Raw genomic sequence first — 17791 nt, 5'->3', positions numbered from 1 at the left:
CGCCGTGCCGGCGCCGGCACGGCGAACCCGGATCAGTCGACCAGCGCCTGGTTCACCAGCTGCCGGAAGCGCGCATAGATCGGGTACGTCTTCACCGGCGCGAACGACGAGAAGAAGATCGCGATGGTCCGCTCGACCGGGTCGACGGAGAACACCGTCGTGTAGCCCGAGTACCAGGAGATCTCGCTCGGGCTGATCAGCAGCTTCGTCCTGGCCTGGTCGACGACGGTCTGGAAGCCCAGCCCGAAGCCGAGCCCGTCGTAGGTCGGCTGGCCGAACATCACCCGCCTGCCGACCGCCGCCAGGTCCGCGCCGCCGGGCAGGTGGTTGCGCGCCATGAAGGCCAGGGTGCGCGAGCCGATCAGCCGCGTGCCCTCCAGCTCGCCGCCGTTGAGCAGCATCCGGGTGAACCGGTGGTAGTCCGACAACGTGGTGAACAGGCCGCCGCCCGCCGACAGGAACGTCGGCCTGCTCGTCGGCAGCACGCTCAGCTGGTCGTTGCGCACCGCCCGGCCGCCCTCGGGGTTCGGCGAGTACAGCGGCACGACCCGGTGCGTGTCGGCCTCGTCCACCCAGAAACCGGTCTCGGTCATGCCCAGCGGGTCGAGCACCAGGTCCGCCAGCACCCGGTCGATCGTCTTGCCGGTCACCACCTCCAGGACCCGGCCGAGCACGTCGACGGACACCCCGTAGTTCCACGCCGTGCCGGGCTGGAACAGCAGCGGGAACCCGGCCCACGCCTCGCACGCGCCGGCCAGGTCCACGTCGGGCGGCGCGTCCCAGACGTAGCCGGACTGCGCGTACATGAACTCCACCGGGTGCGCCAGCCAGAAGCCGACCGTCAGCCCGGACGTGTGGGTGAGCAGGTGCCACAGCCGGATCGGCTCGACCGGCGCGTCGGTGTTCGGCGCGTGGACCGGGCCGTTGCGGTACACCCTGGTCTCGCCGAACGCCGGGATGAACCGGCTCACCGGGTCGTGCAGGTCGAACGCGCCGCGTTCGTAGAGCATCATCGCGGCGACGGAGACGATCGGCTTGGTCAGCGAGGCCAGCCGCCAGATGGTGTCGGCGTCGACCGGCAGGCCCTTCTCCACGTGGCGGTACCCGCGGTGCGCGACGTGGACGACCTTGTCGTTGCGGCTGACGAGCCCCGCCCAGCCGGGCAGCCTGCCGTCGGCGACGTAGGCGTCGAAGTGGTCGTCGAGCCTGGCCAGCCGGTCGGCGGCGAAACCCGACTCCGCCGGGTCGGCCTCGATCTTGATTTCCGCCACGAATTCCTCCCGGTCCGGGTGCGCGAACTGCACCGCCAGCCTCGTCGTGCTCGGAAAAGGGCGTAAGACCCGTCGGTGCACCGCCTGCGGGCATAGCCGAACGGTGCGCCTGCGCATGTCATCCGACCAGGTACGACGAGGTCGTCACGGTCCGGATCACGCGGGACGAAAGTGGTCTTGTGGCGGACTCGCCGAATTCGTTGACTGAATCGGGTCAGGTCTTCGGCCGAACGAGGAGAACGCGTGAGCGAGATTCCTGCGCACCACTCCCGGGTGCGCGACCAGTACCCGCTGCCGCTCGCGGCGCTCGCCGAACCGCCCGAGCGGTACGCCGAGCTGCGGGACAAGTGCCCGGTCGTGCGGGTCGGGCTGCCCAGCGGGGACCACGCCTGGTTGGTCACCGGTTTCGACGAGGTGGCGGCGGCGATGACCGATCCCCGCCTGTCCCGCGCCGCGTTGCGCGAGCCCGGCGCGCCCAGGGTCGTCACCGGTCCCGACTTCGGCGACAACCCGTTCAACCTGCTCAACCAGGAGGGCGCGGACCACGCGCGGCTGCGCAGGCTGATCGCGCCCGCGTTCACGCCGCACCGGGCACGCCAGTGGCACGCTCGGATCGAGCAGATCGCCGACGAGCTGGTCGACGCGCTGGTCGCCGGTCCGCGCCCGGCCGACCTGCACGGCGGTTTCGCCGCGCTGTACCCGATCCAGGTCATCTGCGAGATGGTCGGCGCGCCGTTCGAGGACTGGCCCCGGCTCCAGACCTGGACCGAGCGGCTGGTCAGCATCACGGCGGGCACGCCCGAGCAGCGGCTGGCGGCCCGGGAGGAGGCCGCCGCCTACGTCGCGGCGCTGGTCGCCGAGCGCCGGGCGGACCCCGGCGACGACCTGCTCAGCGCACTCGTCACCGCGCGCGACGACCAGGACCGGCTGTCCGAGCGGGAACTGGTGTGGCTCGGGGTCAACCTGCTCGTCGCCGGCCACGACACGACGGTGAGCGCCTTGTCCCGCGGCCTGTACGCCCTGCTGCGCCACCGCGAGCAGTGGGAACTGCTGTGCGCGCGGCCCGAGCTGACCGACCGCGCGGTGGAGGAGCTGCTGCGTTACGCCCCTCCGTCGGAGATCGGCTTCATGCGGGTCGCGACCGAGGACCTCGTCCTCGCGGGCACCCCGGTGGCCAGGGGCGAGGGCGTCATCCCGGTGATGCACGCGGTCGGCCGCGACCGGAGGCACGTCGCGGACCCGGACACCCTCGACATCACCCGCGCCGAGACGCCGCACCTCGCGTTCGGGCAGGGCGTGCACTACTGCCCCGGCGCCGGGGTGGCCCGCGTGGAGCTGCGGGTGGCGCTGGCCACCCTGGCCCGCAGGCTGCCCGCGCTGCGCCTCGCGGTGGACCCCGGCGACGTCGAGTGGGTCGGCGGGCTGCTCACCGTCCGCCCGCGCACCCTGCCCGTGGACTGGTGACCCGTGGGCGGCATCACCGGCTGGGTGGACTGGGCGCGTGACCTGGGTGCGCGTGAGGCCACGATCACCTCGATGACCGACACCCTGGCCCACCGCGGCCCGGACGGCGCGGGCACCTGGTCCTCGCCGCACTGCCTGCTCGGCCACCGCGGGCGCGCCGCACCCGACCCCGGCGGCACGCAGCCGATGGCCTCGGGCGACCACGACCCGGCCGCCGTGATCGCGTTCAGCGGCGGCATCCGCGACCACGACCGGCTCCGCGCCCACCTGACCGCCCGCGGCCACCGCTTCCGCACCCGCACCGAGGCCGAGGTGCTGCTGCGGGGCTACCTGGAGTGGGGTGAGCGGCTGGTCGAGCACCTGGCGGGCGTGTTCGCCTTCGCGGTGTGGGACGACCGGGAGCAGTCGCTGCTGCTCGCCCGCGACCACCTCGGCGTGCAGCCCCTCTACTACGCCGAACTGCCCGACGGGCTGCTGTTCGGGTCCGAGCCGAAGGCCGTGCTGGCGCACCCGGGCTTCCACGCGCGGGTCGGCGCGGACGGGCTGACCGACGTCTTCGTCGTCGGCGCGCGCCGTCCCGGCGACGCCGTCTACACCGACCTGAAGGAGGTCGTGCCGGGCTGGACGCTGCGCGTCGACCGCAACGGCCTGCACCACCGGCGGTACTGGGCGTTGGAGAGCGCTCCCCACGAGGACGACGCGGCGACCACCGCGCGCACCGTCCACGACCTCCTCGACGAGGTGGTGCGTGCCGAGTCGGCCGCCGACGTGCCGCTGGGGGTGCTCGTCTCCGGCGGCCTGGACTCCAGCGCGCTCGCCGCGCTCGCCGCACGCCACCGCGCCGGGCCCCTGCACAGCTACTCGGTGGACTTCGCGGGCAGCGACACGGATTTCCGCGCGGACGCGTTGCACGTGAGCCGGGACGAGCCCTACATCGCCGCGGTGGTCGAGCACCTCGGCACCCGGCACCGGGGCGTGGTGCTCGACGCGCCGTCGTTGCTGGACGAGTTGCGGACCACGCTGCGGGCCCGCGACGTGCCCGGCGTGGGCGACCTCGACGTCTCGCTGCACCTGCTGTTCCGCGAGGTGCGCCGGGACGCGGCGGTCGTGCTGTCCGGTGAGGGCGCGGACGACGTGTTCGGCGGGTACCCGTGGTTCCTGGCCGAGGCCGAGCGCCCGACGCGCAACTTCCCCTGGTCCGCGGGCGTCACCGACCGCAACGCGATGCTCTCCGCCGACCTGCGTGCCCACCTCGACCTGGACTCCGCGGTGGCCGAGCGGTACGCGGCGGCGCTGGCCGAGGTGCCCGCCCTGCCCGGCGAGCACGGCGTGGACCGGCGGATGCGGGAGGTCTTCCACCTCCAGCTCACCCGGTTCCTGCCGTTCCTGCTCGACCGCACGGACCGGATGGGCATGGCGGCGGGCCTGGAGGTCCGGTTGCCGTTCTGCGACCACCGGCTGGTGGACTACGCGTGGAACATCCCCTGGTCCGTGCAACGCGTCGGCGGCCGGGAGAAGGGCGTGCTGCGTGCCGCCGTGGCCGGGCTGCTGCCGGAGAAGGTGGTGAACCGGCCCAAGAGCGGCTTCCCGGTCGGGCAGAGCCCGAAGTACCTACACGCGGTCCGCGACGCCGTGCGCGAACTGCTCGACGACCCGTCGTCACCGGCGCGTCCCCTGTTCAACGAACACGCGATGCGGGAACTGGTCGACGGCGAGCGGTGGTCGGCGGGCACGTTCACCCCTCCGCCGTGGCTGCCCAGGGCGTTGCTGCTGGACGCCTGGCTGCGGGAGTACCGGGTCGACGTCGTGCTGTGACCCGGCGGGTGCGGCGACCGGCCGGCGTGCCCCGGGCCGGTCGTCGCTCCGGTCAACCCACCTGGTCCAGGCTCCGCCGGACCACCGACCGGATCGGCTCGGGCAGCCGGTCCCAGTTGCGCTCGTCGTCCAGGTCCAGCACCCGCGACAGCTTCCACCCCAGGTACTGGCCCAGCGCCGCCAGCGGCGGCAGGGTGTCCACCGGGCGCACCGAGACCTCGTGGCCGGGGAACAGCGGCGCGATCCGCCGGGCCAACGCGTCCGACCACCGCGCCTCACCCGACCCGTCGGTGGTCACCAGCACCACGACCTGCTTCCCCCGCACCACGAGCATGTAGTTGAACACCGCGCCGCCGGGCAGTTCCTCGGTCCACAGCGCGTCCTCCACGTCGTTCTGGCGAACCCCGTTGCCCTCCAGCACGAGCAGGTCCTGGGTGCGGCCCAGGGTGCGCAGCACCGGCAGCGCCAGCCCGCACGCGCACGGCGCGTCGTCCACCTCGACCAGGTCGCCGGTGCGGTAGCGGATCAGCGGCCGGGCCGGGATGTCCAGCGTGGTGACCACCAGCTCACCCCGGTCGCGCGCGCCGGTCACCGGGCGGGCGCCCCGCTCGTCGACCAGTTCCAGCAGGTAGCTCTGCACCTGGAGGTGGAGGCTGCGGTGCTCGCAGGTGACCGCCACCGTCCCGGCCTCGGACGAGCCGTACGACCCGACGTACGCGCGGGCGCCGGTCAGCCGCTCCAGGTGCGCCAGCAGCATCGGGCCGGTCTGCTCGGCCATGAGCAGCAGCCGCTCGAACTTCGGCGCGGGCAGCCCGGCGCGGTGCGCGAACTGCACCATCTCCAGCAGCCGGGACGGCGGGCCGATGAACACCGTCGCGCCCAGTTCGCCCACCAGCCGCAGCACGCGCGTGTAGTCCCCGGTGATGTTGTCGACCCAGGGCCGGAACGACATCACCCCCAGGTACTCCATGATCTTCTCGAACTGGTAGGCGGCGGGTGCGAACGGCGCGTTGATCAGGATCAGCGCGACGTCCGCCGGCTGGATCAGCCTGCCCCACATCTCGCCGATGTTGATCGTGTTCACCACCAGGTCGTCGACGGCCTTCGGTGCCGCCGCCGGGTGACCGGTGGTGCCGGAGGACTCGTAGTAGTGCAGGAACTCCGACAGCTCGCGGGTGAACGCCTTCCGCCCGTGGTCGCTCAGCTCGCGCTTGCCCAGGAACGGCAGCCGCCCGAACACGTCGTCCAGCACCGCCGCCGGGTCCACCGCCGCGCCCGCGCCGAGCGCGGCGCGCACCTCGGCGGGGATCACCCGCTCGTACATGGGCGAAGCCAGCGCCGCCGACAACGCCGAGACGAGCTTGCGCGCGTACAGCGCGCGCAGGTCGGCCCGACCGGCGAACACGTCCCTGACCAACTCGGTGTGCACGAGCTGCAACCCGCGACCGCGAGCCAGTTCACCCTCGTCACGCAGCAACAACATGGTCGTCTCCCAACGTCGGAACGGTCGGCGGCCGGCGCCTCGCCCGGCCGTGCTCGGCGGCCCGCGTCACCGCGCCGCGTCCTGGTCCGCGACACCGGCCGCCCGGCGCAGGTCGCCGCCGCGCACCAGCTCGACCACCACCCGCACGTCGTGGTCCATCCGCCGGTCGGTGTCCGCGAACGGGACCCGCTCGCGGAGCAGGGCGTGCGCGGCGCGCACCGCCGGCGCGGCCGAGGCGGCGCCCCGGAGGTCGATCGCCTGGGCCAGGGCGATCAGGTGGATGGCCGCGACCTCGCGGCACAGGCCCACGACCGTGCGGGCGCCCCGGGCCGCGGTCGTGGCCATGCTGACCTTGTCCTGGTTGTGCGCCTCGGTCGACCGGGAGAACACCGTGGCGGGCGCGGCGCCGCCCAACGCCTCAGCCGTGATCGACGAGCACGCGATCTGCATCCCCTTGAACCCGTGGTGCAGCCCCTGCCGTTCGTCGCCGTCCGGCTGCCACGCCACCAGGTTCGGGGTCAGGCCGGCGTTGAACTTCTCGTCCACCACCAGCGCGAGCTGCCGGTCGAGCAGGTCGGCCACGTTCGCCGCCGCCACCTTCAGGCTGTCCGCCGCCTGGCCGACGTGGCCGGCGTAGAAGTTGCCGCCGTGGTGGACCCGCTCCTCGTCCGCCGCGAAGAGGGGGTTGTCGGTCGAGGAGTTCGCCTCGACCTCCACCCACCGCGTGGCCCATCCGACGGTGTCACGCAGCACGCCCACGACGTGCGGCGCGCAGCGCAACGAGTACCGGTCCTGGATGTGGTGCCGCTGCACGGCGAAATGCCGTTCCCCCAGCGGTTCCCGGCGGTCCAGCAGGTCCTCGTAGCTCGTGGTGAGCCGGGAACCGCGCAACAGCGCGCGGATCACGGCCGCGCTGGCGGCCTGGCCGGGGTGCGGCTTGGCCGCGTCCAGGTACGGGTGGTAGTGGGACGCGTTGCCGCGCAACGCGTCGCAGGCCATCGCCGTCGCCAGCTCGGCGGCGAAGGCCAGCTCGCGCGCGTCGTGCAGCGCGAGCGCCGCGAACGCCGCGGTGAACGCGGTGCCGTTGATCAGGGCGAGCCCTTCCTTGGCCGCGAGCACCAGGGGTTCGACGCCGCACTCGGCCAGCGCCTCCCGCGCCGGCCGCACCGCGCCCCGGTGCCGGACCTCGCCCTCGCCGATGAGGGCGGCGGCCACGTAGCAGAGGGGCACCAGGTCGCCGCTCGCGCCGAGCGAGCCGCGCTCCGGGATCACCGGCAGGACGTCGTGGCGCAGCAGCGCCAGCAACGCGTGCACGACCTCGGGCCGCACCGCCGACGGTCCGCGGGCCAGCGAGTTGGCCCGGATCAGGACGGTCGCGCGGACGACGTCGGGTTCGGCGGCCGGACCCGTGCCGTTGAGGTGGTACCGCACCAGGTTCCGCTGGAGTTCCGCCGCCTTCGCCGCCGACACCTGGCGGTTGGCGCTGTCGCCGAACCCCGTCGTGACGCCGTAGACGGGTGTCCCGGCGTCCAGCAGCCGGTCCTTGAACCGGACGGACGCCACCATCCGCTTCTCGGCCTCGGGCGCCAGGTCGACGGGGTGCCGCCCGCGGGCGACGGCGACGATGCGGTCGATGGTCAGGTTCCCGCCATCGAGCACCACGGCGGTCGGCTTCCCGGTCATGTGTCGGGTCACGGTCGGGCCAGGGCGAGATCGGGCGCGGCGGCCAGCCCGGTGCCCAGCGCGGCGGCGATCCGGCGCAGCTGCCCGGTGACGGCGGCGAACGCGGTGAAGTCCAGCGACTGGTCGCCGTCGGACAGCGCCCGCGCGGGATCGGGGTGCACCTCGATCAGCAGCCCGTCCGCGCCCGCGGCGAGCGCGGCGGCGGACATCGCGCCCACGTAGCGGGCGGCGCCGGCCGCGTGGCTGGGGTCCACCACGACCGGGAGGTGCGACAGCTCCTTGGCCACCGGCACCGCGCCGAGGTCCAGGGTGAACCTCGTGCTCCGCTCGAAGGTCCGGATGCCGCGCTCGCACAGCACGACGTCGGACGTGCCGTGCGCGAGCAGGTACTCGGCGGCGTGCAGCCACTCGGCCACGGTCGCGGCGAGCCCGCGCTTGAGCAGCACGGGGACGCCCGCCCGGCCCAGCTCGACCAGCAACGGGTAGTTCTGCATGTTGCGCGCGCCCACCTGGAGGACGTCCGCGGCGCCCGCGACCAGCTCCACGTCCCGGACGTCCAGCACCTCCGTGACGACCGGCAGGCCGATCTCGTGCCGTGCTTCGGCCAGCAGGGCGATCCCCTCGCGCCCGAGGCCGTGGAAGCTGTAGGGCGACGTGCGGGGCTTGAACATGCCCACCCGCAGCATCGCCGCGCCCGCGTCGCGGACCGCGCGCGCGGTGTCCAGCAGGACCCGCGGGTTCTCCGCCGAGCACGGCCCGGCGATCACCACGGGCCGGTCGCCGCCGATCTCCACGCCTCCGACGCGCACCACGGTGCGCGTGCCGTTCGCCCGCGCACCGGCGAGCGGGTGCGGTCGGTCGCCGTCGAGCACGGTGCCCACGTGCTCGCACGCCGCCAGCTCCGCCACCAGTTCGGGTCCGGGCCCGGTGACGACGAGCAGCAGGCGGGTCCCGCTCGGCCGGATCTCCGCGGCGCCGCCGAGTTCTCCGATCCGGGCGACCAGGACCGCCAGGTGTTCCTCGGCGACCCGCTCGTTGGTCAGGGCCAGGTACTTCGCCATGCGATTCCCCCAGGTGGTAGGGCGGTGCGCGAGTGGATGACGCCTCACGCGAGGCGCTTGCCGGACCAGCGCGGCCGGGCGCCCGCCGCGTAGGCGGCCCGGAGCCGTTCGGCGTCCCGGATCAACTTGCCGTTCGCGGTGCGCGGGAGCGCGCTCACCACGTGGAAGCGCACGGGCACGGCGGGAGCACCCAGGTGCGCGCGGCACCAGCCGGTCAGCTCGGCGGGCCCGACCGCGCCGGTGACCGCCAGGTGCGCCTCCAGCACGCCGTCGTGCACCACCACGGCCTCGGTGACGCGGTGGTGCGCGCGCAGCACGGCCTCGACCTCCAGCAGGTCGACCTCCCGACCGGAGACCCGCGCGGTCGAACCGACCCGGCCCCGCAGCCGCAGCACGCCGGCGGCGTCCCGGTCGACCAGGTCGCCGGTGCGCAGCCAGCCGTCGGCGTACCGCCCCCCGCCACCGCGGAGGTAGGGCGACGTGTCCTGGCGGACGTGCAGCTCGCCGTCGACGACCCGCACCACCACGCCGGGCGCGGGTGCGCCCACGGCCGGTGGCGGGTGCGCGCCACGCAGGTCGGCGGCGATGACGCCGACCTCGGTCATGCCGTACGCCTGGCCGATCGCCACGCCGTGCCGCGCCGCGAAGGCGTCCCGGACGGCGGGGGTCAGCGCCTCGCCGCCGGACACCGCGAGCCGCAACGCGGGCAGGCGGGTCGCGGCGCGGGACAGCTCCGCGAAGTGCCGCGGCAGGCCGAAGACCGCGGTGACGTCCTCGGCGGTCGACGCCGGTGTGCCCGCGTCGCGGCCGTCGGTGAACACGACGGTCGAACCGGCGTGCAACGCGTGCAGGACGCCTCCGATCAACCCCAGCGAGTGGGACATGGGGTGCAGCAGGAGGAGCCGGTCACCGCGGGCGGGCATCCCGTCGAGCGAGGCGAACCGGCGCACCTCGGCCAGCAGCGAGTCGCCGACCCGGCCGACGACCTTGGGCACGCCGGTGGCGCCCGAGCTGAACTGGACCAGGCAGTGCGCGGTGTCCGGTGCCCGACCGCCGGCCGCCGGCCGGACGGTCACCTCGGACTCGCGGCGGAACGCGGTGGTCGTGCGCCCCGGACCGCCGAGCCTGATGTGGTGGCTCGGCGCGCACGACCGCAGCAGCTCGTCCACCTCGGGGCCGGTCAGCCACGGGTCGACCAGCACGACCTGCACCTCCCGCGACCACAACGCCAACAGCAGCCACAGCTGCGTGAAACTCGGCTGCGCCCGCAACGACACCCGCTGCCGCGGGCGGACACCGTGCCCGTCGAGCAGCCGCACCAGCTCCGCCACGCGCTCGCGGACCCGGGCCCGGGTGACCCGCGTGCCCAGTCCCGTCCACACCACGTCCTCGCCCGCGCCGTCCAGCAGCGGTGCGCCCCACCACGTCCCCGGTCCCATGCCGCCCCCAGCGGATCGCCGTCGTCGCCTACTGCTCCACGCAGAACTCGCCGACCGGCCACCCGACGTGCCGCCGGTCCGTCGCCACGTGACCGAGGAGCTGGTCACCGGGCTTCAGCTCGGTGACGTTGCAGACCGCGCCACCCGGGCCGAGGACGCGGACGTGCCAGTCGTCCTGGACGGTGAGGCTCACCGGTGTCCCGTCCTCGGCGACGGCGTCGATGGCGAGCAGCGGCCGGGACTCCAGCTTCGCCCGGCCGACCGCGACCCGGCGCGTGCGGCCGTCGGCGGCCACCGCCAGGACCGTGCTGCCGGACCGCAACTCGGACAGGTAGTTGGTGCGGTTGTCCATACCCAGCACGTAGGAGTGCAAAGCACCCGCGTTGACCCGGAACGGCCGGGTCGGCATGTAGGGCAGCGGGTGGGTTTCGCTGGCGCACAACACGAACCCGTGCGCGAACGAGCCGACGAGGATGCCCTCGTCCTTCTCGAAGTGCGAGGTGGTGTCCACGCAAACCCGGTCGCCCAGCCCGATGTGCTTGATCGACACGACGGAGAGCTTGGTCAGCGCCAGCTCCGGCGTGCGCGCCCCGAGCACGTCCGCCAGCTCGAACACCTCGGTGACGTGGGACGGCGCGAACAGGATGCCGTCCGAACCCTTCTCCAGGACGTCGACGATCACACCGGCCTCCTCGACCGAGGCCGCCTCGCAGACCAGGCGGCCCTCGCTGCGGTCGGCCGCCGCGATCACGATCTCCAGCGGGATCTTGGTGGGGTCGCGGAACTTCACGACGGTCCAGGGCAGCGCGATCGCGGCGGCGCAGGCCAGGCGCAGCGTGCGGTCGTCGACCACGTGCACGTGCGCGGCCAACCGCTGCTGCTGCTCGACCGGGAGGGCGCGCACCCCGTCGAGGTCGTCCTCCGACTCGACGGGGACGACGCGGATGTCGGCGGTGTCCGGGTCCGCCGCTCCCGTCGTGATCCTGCGGACGGTCGGGGGAAGCGTGGCCAGCACGGTGTCGTCGTGGTCGAGCACGCCGTCCAGCCGGGCGTGCACGGCCGCGTCGACGACGGCCTCCCGCTGCTGCGGCGCGACGGTGCGGAGGTCGATCCAGGCGAATTTCACGGTGTACCTGCCAGGGCTCGGGTGGATGCGGGAACGGGCGCCGCGCCGCGCCGGTGCACGAGCGCGGCGAGAGCGCGAACGGCGCTCGCGGGGTTCGGGTGCTCGAAGACCCGTCGACCGACGGCGAGGCCCGCGCACCCGGCGTCCAGCACCGCGCGCGCGTAGCCGGCGAGGTCGCCCGCGCCGGACGGGCCGCCCGCGACCAGCACCGGGATCGGGCTCGCGGCGACCACTTCGGACAGTCGCCCGAGCGGGTCCGCCCAGCTGCTCTTCACCAGGTCCGCGCCCAGGTCGGCCGCGATGTTCACGAGGTGCGCCAAGGCGACCGCGTCGTGCGGGTCGACCACGCGCGGACCACGCAGGTAGACCATCAGCAGCAGCGGCACGCCGAGCCGGTCGCACTCGGTCGCGACCGCGCCGGCGTCGGCCAGCTGGCGGGCCTCGGTGTCGGAGCCGATGTTGAGGTGGACGCTCACGGCGTCCGCGCCGAGCCGCACCGCGTCCTCGACGCCCGCGACCAGGACCTTGGCGTCGGCGTCCGGCGCGTGCCGGGTGCTCGCGCTCAGGTGGACGACCAGCCCGGCGCCGTGGAGCGCGGCGGGGTCGATCGAGCGGACCCGACCGCGGTGCACCACGACGGCGTCGGCGCCCGCGCCGGTCAGGGTCGAGACCAGGTCGGTGAACGCACCGCCGGTGGTGACCGGGCCGTCGGACACCGAGTGGTCGAGCGGGACGATCAGGTGGTGGCCGTCGCCGTGCCGGGAGAGCCGGCGCAGGCGCAGCGCCTTGCCGGGTGGAATGTCGAATCGCACTCGGGACCTCCTCGGTGGTCCGGACGCTCGGTCCCCGTCGCCGGAGCACCGCGGCAACCAGCATCCGGGCCGTCCCGGAGATTCGAAAAGACTCGTTGTACCTGGTCGTGGGCGGCAATCCGTTCGCGCGGCGACCATAGCCATTCGGCGCGGGCCGTCCAGCGTGCCGGCGCGGTGCGGCGCTTTTCGGCCGTTTGGCTTACCGAGGACGCGCCACCTGCGACAACCGTGCGCGACGAGCAGTTGGGCCAAGCGTGTGAATAGCCACCTGATCGGCATAAGGCGAACATTGGCGGGGTACGATCTGCTCGGGGCTGCCGAGGGGATGACGCACTCTCCGCACGCCCTGCGGCACGTTCCGGGGGGAGACGCGATAATGCATCACAATTCGGAGCCCAAGATCGGGCTCGTCGACGTCGCGGTCGGCCTGAGAAATGATTTACAGCGGTTCGGGCTGGAACAGATACTGCATTCGTTGGACGCGGTGGGGAGAGTCCGCTCCTACGCGTCGGCGCTCGACGCGGTGCGGACCAGCCCGCGCTCCCCGGTGATCATCCTCGCGCTGTGGGAGATCGCGGAGGCCGAGTACGTGCCGCCGCCGGACCAGGACAGCAAGGTGCTGCTGCTGATGGACAGCTCCAACCCGCGGCACGTCCTCGACGCGGCCACCATCGGCGGCAGCGGGTTCCTCGACGTGCAGGAGCTGGACGGCCGGACCCTCGACGACGCGTTGCGCCGCCTGGGCTCCGGCGAGGTCCCGATGCCCGCGCGGCTGGCGCGCGACCTGCTCGCCAAGGTGCGGGACAGCTCCGAGAGCGAGCGGGCCGTGAGTTCGAAGAAGGTCACGCCGCGGGAGCACCAGGTGCTGGTCCTGATGGTCGAGGGGTTGAGCAACAAGCAGATCGCCCGCCGGCTCGGCATTTCCGAGCACGGCGTCAAGCGGTTGGTGGCCAGCATCCTCGCGAAGCTCAACTGCGCGAACCGGACCCGTGCGGTCGTGAAAGCGATCCGGGACGGCCTCTACACGCCGGGGGACATGCCGGCCTCCTGTTCCCTGCACTAGCCGCCACACCGGCGGAATCGCCCCCTTCGCCAGGCGACGTCCGGCGGTGTACGTGTGCAGGCCCCTATCGACGTCCGCGTGCCCCGGAGCACGTGCCGCTCCCCTGTTTCGCTTCGCGCGCGGCGGCCGTCGGGGCACCTCGCGCGGTGGGGACGGCGTTGGTGCCAACAGGGGTACCGGACGGGATCGCGGTCGCTACGGTCGGGTTGAGCGGTACCACACCGGTGAAGTTCGTCCGCTGCCGGACTTCCTCGTTTCGCAGGAGGTCGAAATACATGCGGATTCGGCGCGTCTCCTTGATCGCTGCCGTTGTCGCGGTTGTCGGATCGTTCCTCTCCGGCCCGGCGGCGGCGGTCGAGGCGGAGGCGGGATCGCAGGTCGAGCCTTACATCATCGGGGGGCGGGTGGTCACCACCCCCTATTCGTTCTTCGCGTCGCTGCAACGCAATGGCAGGCACTTCTGCGGGGCGTCGCTCATCGCTCCGCAATGGCTGGTCACCGCCAAGCACTGCGTCCAGGGTTCCTCCGGGGGTGACTTCTCCGCGCGGATCGGGTCGCTCAACACCGGTTCCGGCGGTGAACTCGTCACCGCGAGCCGCGCGATCCTCGGTGAGAACGACATCGCCGTGGTGAGGTTGTCGCGGGCGGCCACCTCGCGGCCCATCAGGATCGCGGCGAACACGCCCGCCGTCGGCACCGTGAACAAGCTCATCGGGCACGGGCAGACGTGCGGCACACCCGGCTGCGGCGGCGCGTCGCCGCAGCTCCGCGAGGTCGACACGACCACCGTCGCGGACTCCCGGTGCACCGCTTCCTTCAAGCGGGGCAAGGAGATCTGCTTCCAGGGCGCACCCGGCACCAGCGCCTGCTACGGCGACTCCGGTGGTCCTTCCGTGCTGGACGGTGAACTGACCGGCGCGACCAGCCGGTCCGGCAACAACAGCCGCAACTGCCTGGACGGTCCGGGCATCTACAACAGCGTTCCCGGCTACCGGGCCTGGATCGACCAGGTCACCGGTGGCGCGGTCACCGCGTGGGAGGCGACCCTCTAGGCGTCAGCCGACCCGGGCCGCAGCCCGGGTCGGCGATGCCACGTTCGGCGGCATAACCGTTGCGGTGCAACAGAAGTACGCCGGGTGGGCTACCCTGACGCGCCGTGACGCCTCTCGACCTCGCGCTCCGCTTCGTCGAAGCACTGGTCTGGCCGCTGTCGGTCCTGGTCGCCGTGATCATCGTGGTCCGCGTGACCGCGCCCCGCGCCGCACGACCCGCGCCACCGCCGCCGCGGCCGGTGGCCCAGCACGCGGGTGACTCCGTCGGCACCGCGATCGCCGAGGTCGAGGCGCTGACCGGCCGCGGCGGCGGGCCACCTCCCGACGCCACCGTGCACCTGGGCGAAACGGTCCGGCTGACGCCGACCGACCACCGGGACGCGGAGTGGCACGTGGTCGAGCACCTGCGCGCGGGCCACGTGGTGATCATCGACCTCTCCGCGCTGGACGAGACCGCCGCGACCCGGCTCGTGGAGTTCTGCGGCGGGTTCACGCTGGGCGGCGGCGGCACGTTCTTCCAGATCTCCGGCACCGTCGTCCTGCTGACGCCCGAACGGTCGAGGTGACACCGCGTGGCCGAGCGCAACACGCCCACGGGCCAGGAGGGGCAGCGGCGACGCGACCAGAGCATCGCCGCCAACGAGGAACTGCTCAGGATCAACCACACGTTGCGGGAGTTGGAGAGCGCGGTCCGGATCGCGCGCCGCCGGAGGTTGACCGCGCGCTGGTCGATCGCCCTCGGTCCACTCATGTTGTTCGTGCTGTACGTGTTGTACTGGCTGCCGTGGTTCACCCGGGACCAGCTACGGCCCGTCTACATCATCTGCGCGCCGGTGGTCGTGTTCTTCGTGGGTGTGGCGATCCACCTGGGCCGGAACCCGGGTGGGCCGGTCGAGTCGGTCACGGACGGCCCCGCGCGCAGGCGCACCGAGTCGGAACTCGAACTCGCCCTCGCCCGGCAGCAGGACCTGCGCAAGCTCAAGGTCGCGCACGGGTTGTACGACGCGACGACCAGGCGGTTGATCTACAAGGAGGACGCCTACGCGGAGATTGAGAAGCTGCGCGGGGAGAGCCGGAAGTACCGCCACGTCAACAACCTCATGCAGGGCGTCCTCATCGTGGGCGCGCTCGGCGCGACCGGTTCGTCGGCGATCGCGGCCGAACTCCAGGCCCTGCGCTGGGTCACGTTCGGCATCTCCGTTGCCGTCGGCCTCGCGAGCGGGTTCATGGGGTACTACAAGTACAAGGAACGCAGCTTCTACCTCCAGCAGACCGCCGACGCCATCGAACAGGAATGGGAGGCGTTCGAGGTCGGTGTCGGGCGCTACAAGCGCGCGAGCAACGAGGAACAGGCGCTGGAGGACTTCGTCGAGGAAGTCCACCGCCTGAAGTCCGAGCAGCGCAAGCGACAGCAGAACCTGGAACAGCCGCCCGAGGTGCGCGGCAGCGGCGAGGCTTGACAGTTCACCAGGTGACGGGCAGCCGGTCCAGGCCACGTGCCATCCGGCCACGCCGCCAGGGCAGCTCCTCCTCCCCCACCGCGAGCCGCAGGGTCGGGAAGCGGCGCAGGAGGGTGCCCAGCGCCACGCGCAGCTCGGCCTTCGCCAGTTGCGCGGCGACGCAGTAGTGCAGGCCGTAGCCGAAAGCCAAGTGCGGGTTGGGTTTGCGGGTGAGGTCGAGTTCGTCCGGGCGCTCGAAGACGCGGTGGTCGCGGTTGGCGGCGTCGAGCTGCACCATCACCGCGTCGCCCGCGCGGATCAGGACTCCGCCCAGTTCCACGTCCTCCAGCGCGATGCGGGTGAAACCGGCCGACGTCACCAGGGGGTTGAAGCGCAGCAGCTCGTCCACCGCCCGGTCGACCAGCCCGGGTTCGGCACGCAGGGCGGCGAGTTGGCCGGGGTGGGTCAGCAGGGTGTAGACGGCGTTGCCGAGTTCGCTGGTGGTCGTCTCCAACCCGGCGTACAGCAGGGTCACGCCGAGCCCGACCAGCTCGGCCTCGCTCAGCCGGTCGTCCTGGTCCCGCGCCTGGACGAGCGCGTCCAGCAGGTCGTCACCGGGTTCCCGGCGACGGGCGGCGACCAGGTCGGTCAGGTAGTCCTTGAGCGCGGCGAACGCGGCGTGGATCTCCTCGCTCGAGAAGGCGGTGGTGGCCAGGGCGACGTCGATCCAGGCGGCGAACCGCTCGCGGTCGGCGATCGGCACGCCGAGCATCTGGCAGATGACCGCCACCGGCAGCGGGATCGCCAGACCGCTGATCAGGTCGGCGGGCGGACCCTGTTCCGCCACGCGGTCGAGCAGGTCGTGGGTGACGTGCCGGGCGTGCTCGGTCAGGCGGTCGACCTGGCGGGGGCTGAACGCGGCGGCGACCAGGCGGCGCAGCCGGGTGTGCTCGGGCGGGTCCACGGTGTGCAGGGTGGGATCGGTGTGCCTGCGCGGCGAAGCACGCGGCACGTCGCGGTTCAGCAGCGCGGCACGGCTGAACCGCGGGTCGCCGAGCACCGCGCGGACGTCCTCGTGCCGCACCGCCAGCCAGGCTTCACCGCCGTAGGGCAGGGAAATCCGGCTGAGCGGTTCGTGGTCCCGCAGGTGGGCGTACTCGGGTTCCAGCGCCAACGCGGTCGGTTCGCGGAACGGGTACGCGCGGGTTGTCCGCATTCGGTGTCCCCAATCGCCGGTGTCGCCACCAGTAGTCGTCGTGCGGTGGCCGCGAGTTCCCCGGGAACCGGCGGACGTCCGCCGACGACTCGTAGGACGCGAGCACCGCACGAGGACTGGAGCGGCATGGGCTGGTACGAGGACGACGACCTGTGGGTCGGGTTCGCCGACGTGATGTTCCCGCCCCGCCGCTGGGCGGAGGCGGAACGCCTGGTGGCCGAATCGCCGTTGTTGAAGGTCTCCGCCGGGGACCGGGTGCTGGACCTGGCGTGCGGACCCGGCACCCACGTCGTGCCCTTGGCCCGCCACGGCGCGGTGGTCACCGGGGTCGACCTCAGCGAGGCGATGCTCGCGCGGGCACGTGCGGCGTGCGAACGGGCCGGGGTCGAGGCCCGGCTGGTACAGGCCGACATGCGTGCGCACGTCGAGCCCGGCGCGTACGACCTGGTCGTCAACATGTACACGTCGTTCGGCTACTTCACCGATCCCGGCGAGAACCTGGCCGTGCTGCGCAACGCGCACGCCAGTCTCGCACCGGGTGGCCGGCTGCTGGTCGACGTGCTGGGCAAGGAGGTCTTCGCCGGCTGGGTCGGCCGCCCGCAGGCGGTGGACGTCGACGGCGGCACGGTCTACATGCGCGACACCGTCCTGGACGACTGGACGCGGCTGCGCAGCGACTGGACGTGGGTCCGCGGCGACGAGGTGCGGCGCACGTCGCTGCACTCCACCCTCTACAGCGCCGCCGAGCTGCGCGGCCTGTTCGAGGCGGCCGGGTTCACGGGGGTGGAGTGCTTCGGCGACTTCGACGCCACCCCCTACGACAACCACGCCCGTCGCCTGATCGTCCGGGGCACGCGGGCCTGACCG

At 73.0% G+C, this 17791-nt stretch carries 15 protein-coding genes; 7 read left to right on the top strand and 8 right to left on the bottom strand.

The genetic code is table 11. The annotated features are described in order from the left end of the window. Positions 1 to 32 precede the first annotated feature (32 nt). Positions 33 to 1304: a serine hydrolase domain-containing protein gene (locus tag KZQ38_RS30265; RefSeq protein WP_308258668.1), complete on the bottom strand. Its 1272-nt coding sequence runs from the start codon at positions 1302 to 1304 to the stop codon at positions 33 to 35. Between the two features lie 210 nt (positions 1305 to 1514). On the opposite strand from KZQ38_RS30265, the gene KZQ38_RS30260 reads away from it, so the two are divergent. Both KZQ38_RS30260 and asnB read left to right on the top strand, forming a co-directional pair. After that, entirely contained in the window at positions 1515 to 2735 is a 1221-nt protein-coding gene (locus KZQ38_RS30260; RefSeq protein ID WP_219446854.1) for a cytochrome P450, read from the top strand. Between the two features lie 3 nt (positions 2736 to 2738). Then, positions 2739 to 4550: an asparagine synthase (glutamine-hydrolyzing) gene (gene asnB / locus KZQ38_RS30255; RefSeq protein ID WP_219446852.1), complete on the top strand. Its 1812-nt coding sequence runs from the start codon at positions 2739 to 2741 to the stop codon at positions 4548 to 4550. 52 nt (positions 4551 to 4602) lie between these two features. Here asnB and KZQ38_RS30250 read toward each other — a convergent pair whose 3' ends face one another. From KZQ38_RS30250 to KZQ38_RS30225, 6 genes are all read right to left on the bottom strand, one after another. Next, positions 4603 to 6033 carry a phenylacetate--CoA ligase family protein gene (locus tag KZQ38_RS30250; protein WP_219446850.1) on the bottom strand — a complete coding sequence of 477 codons (1431 nt, stop codon included), beginning with the start codon at positions 6031 to 6033 and terminating at the stop codon, positions 4603 to 4605. Between the two features lie 66 nt (positions 6034 to 6099). Beyond that, positions 6100 to 7716 (bottom strand): HAL/PAL/TAL family ammonia-lyase, encoded by a 1617-nt coding sequence (locus tag KZQ38_RS30245; protein ID WP_219446848.1) that lies wholly within the window; start codon positions 7714 to 7716, stop codon positions 6100 to 6102. Between the two features lie 8 nt (positions 7717 to 7724). Continuing rightward, positions 7725 to 8777, bottom strand: coding sequence for a 3-deoxy-7-phosphoheptulonate synthase (gene aroF, locus KZQ38_RS30240; protein WP_219446847.1), 1053 nt, complete (start codon positions 8775 to 8777; stop codon positions 7725 to 7727). Positions 8778 to 8821: 44 nt separating this feature from the next. Beyond that, entirely contained in the window at positions 8822 to 10216 is a 1395-nt protein-coding gene (locus KZQ38_RS30235; protein ID WP_219446846.1) for a class I adenylate-forming enzyme family protein, read from the bottom strand. A gap of 28 nt (positions 10217 to 10244) precedes the next feature. Beyond that, positions 10245 to 11342, bottom strand: a complete 1098-nt coding sequence (locus KZQ38_RS30230) for a 3-dehydroquinate synthase II family protein (RefSeq protein WP_219446844.1) — start codon at positions 11340 to 11342, stop codon at positions 10245 to 10247. Further along, complete coding sequence (locus KZQ38_RS30225) at positions 11339 to 12154, bottom strand: 2-amino-3,7-dideoxy-D-threo-hept-6-ulosonate synthase (RefSeq protein WP_308258667.1); 816 nt, start codon at positions 12152 to 12154, stop codon at positions 11339 to 11341. Before KZQ38_RS30225 ends, KZQ38_RS30230 begins: the two co-directional genes overlap by 4 nt. 376 nt (positions 12155 to 12530) lie before the next feature. Here KZQ38_RS30225 and KZQ38_RS30220 point away from each other — a divergent pair, with 376 nt between their 5' ends. From KZQ38_RS30220 to KZQ38_RS30205, 4 genes are all read left to right on the top strand, one after another. After that, positions 12531 to 13217 carry a response regulator transcription factor gene (locus tag KZQ38_RS30220; RefSeq protein ID WP_219446842.1) on the top strand — a complete coding sequence of 229 codons (687 nt, stop codon included), beginning with the start codon at positions 12531 to 12533 and terminating at the stop codon, positions 13215 to 13217. Between the two features lie 275 nt (positions 13218 to 13492). Beyond that, positions 13493 to 14269 (top strand): S1 family peptidase, encoded by a 777-nt coding sequence (locus KZQ38_RS30215; RefSeq protein ID WP_219446840.1) that lies wholly within the window; start codon positions 13493 to 13495, stop codon positions 14267 to 14269. Positions 14270 to 14373: 104 nt separating this feature from the next. Next, complete coding sequence (locus tag KZQ38_RS37320; RefSeq protein WP_219446839.1) at positions 14374 to 14835, top strand: cell division protein SepF; 462 nt, start codon at positions 14374 to 14376, stop codon at positions 14833 to 14835. Positions 14836 to 14841: 6 nt separating this feature from the next. Beyond that, complete coding sequence (locus KZQ38_RS30205; RefSeq protein ID WP_308258666.1) at positions 14842 to 15729, top strand: DUF4231 domain-containing protein; 888 nt, start codon at positions 14842 to 14844, stop codon at positions 15727 to 15729. A 4-nt stretch (positions 15730 to 15733) separates the two neighbouring features. Here KZQ38_RS30205 and KZQ38_RS30200 read toward each other — a convergent pair whose 3' ends face one another. Next, on the bottom strand, positions 15734 to 16924 hold the full coding sequence (locus KZQ38_RS30200) for a cytochrome P450 (protein ID WP_219446837.1): 1191 nt from the start codon (positions 16922 to 16924) through the stop codon (positions 15734 to 15736). Positions 16925 to 17050: 126 nt separating this feature from the next. Between KZQ38_RS30200 and KZQ38_RS30195 the strand changes: the two genes are divergently transcribed. Continuing rightward, a complete protein-coding gene (locus KZQ38_RS30195) occupies positions 17051 to 17788 on the top strand; it encodes a class I SAM-dependent methyltransferase (RefSeq protein ID WP_219446834.1) in 738 nt (245 codons plus the stop codon). Positions 17789 to 17791: the final 3 nt, after the last annotated feature.

The sequence above is a fragment of the Saccharothrix obliqua genome, assembly GCF_019375475.1.
In the GTDB taxonomy this organism is placed as follows: domain Bacteria; phylum Actinomycetota; class Actinomycetes; order Mycobacteriales; family Pseudonocardiaceae; genus Actinosynnema; species Actinosynnema obliqua.
This window is presented reverse-complemented; position numbering and strand designations above follow the sequence as displayed.

Excerpts from the sequence above, each read along its gene's own strand:
- KZQ38_RS30195 (WP_219446834.1), top strand. The coding sequence starts at position 17,051 with ATGGGCTGGTACGAGGACGACGACCTGTGGGTCGGGTTCGCCGACGTG.
- KZQ38_RS30235 (WP_219446846.1), bottom strand. The coding sequence starts at position 10,216 with ATGGGACCGGGGACGTGGTGGGGCGCACCGCTGCTGGACGGCGCGGGC.
- KZQ38_RS30245 (WP_219446848.1), bottom strand. The coding sequence starts at position 7,716 with ATGACCGGGAAGCCGACCGCCGTGGTGCTCGATGGCGGGAACCTGACC.
- KZQ38_RS30200 (WP_219446837.1), bottom strand. The coding sequence starts at position 16,924 with ATGCGGACAACCCGCGCGTACCCGTTCCGCGAACCGACCGCGTTGGCG.
- aroF (WP_219446847.1), bottom strand. The coding sequence starts at position 8,777 with ATGGCGAAGTACCTGGCCCTGACCAACGAGCGGGTCGCCGAGGAACAC.
- KZQ38_RS30220 (WP_219446842.1), top strand. The coding sequence starts at position 12,531 with ATGCATCACAATTCGGAGCCCAAGATCGGGCTCGTCGACGTCGCGGTC.
- KZQ38_RS30215 (WP_219446840.1), top strand. The coding sequence starts at position 13,493 with ATGCGGATTCGGCGCGTCTCCTTGATCGCTGCCGTTGTCGCGGTTGTC.
- KZQ38_RS30250 (WP_219446850.1), bottom strand. The coding sequence starts at position 6,033 with ATGTTGTTGCTGCGTGACGAGGGTGAACTGGCTCGCGGTCGCGGGTTG.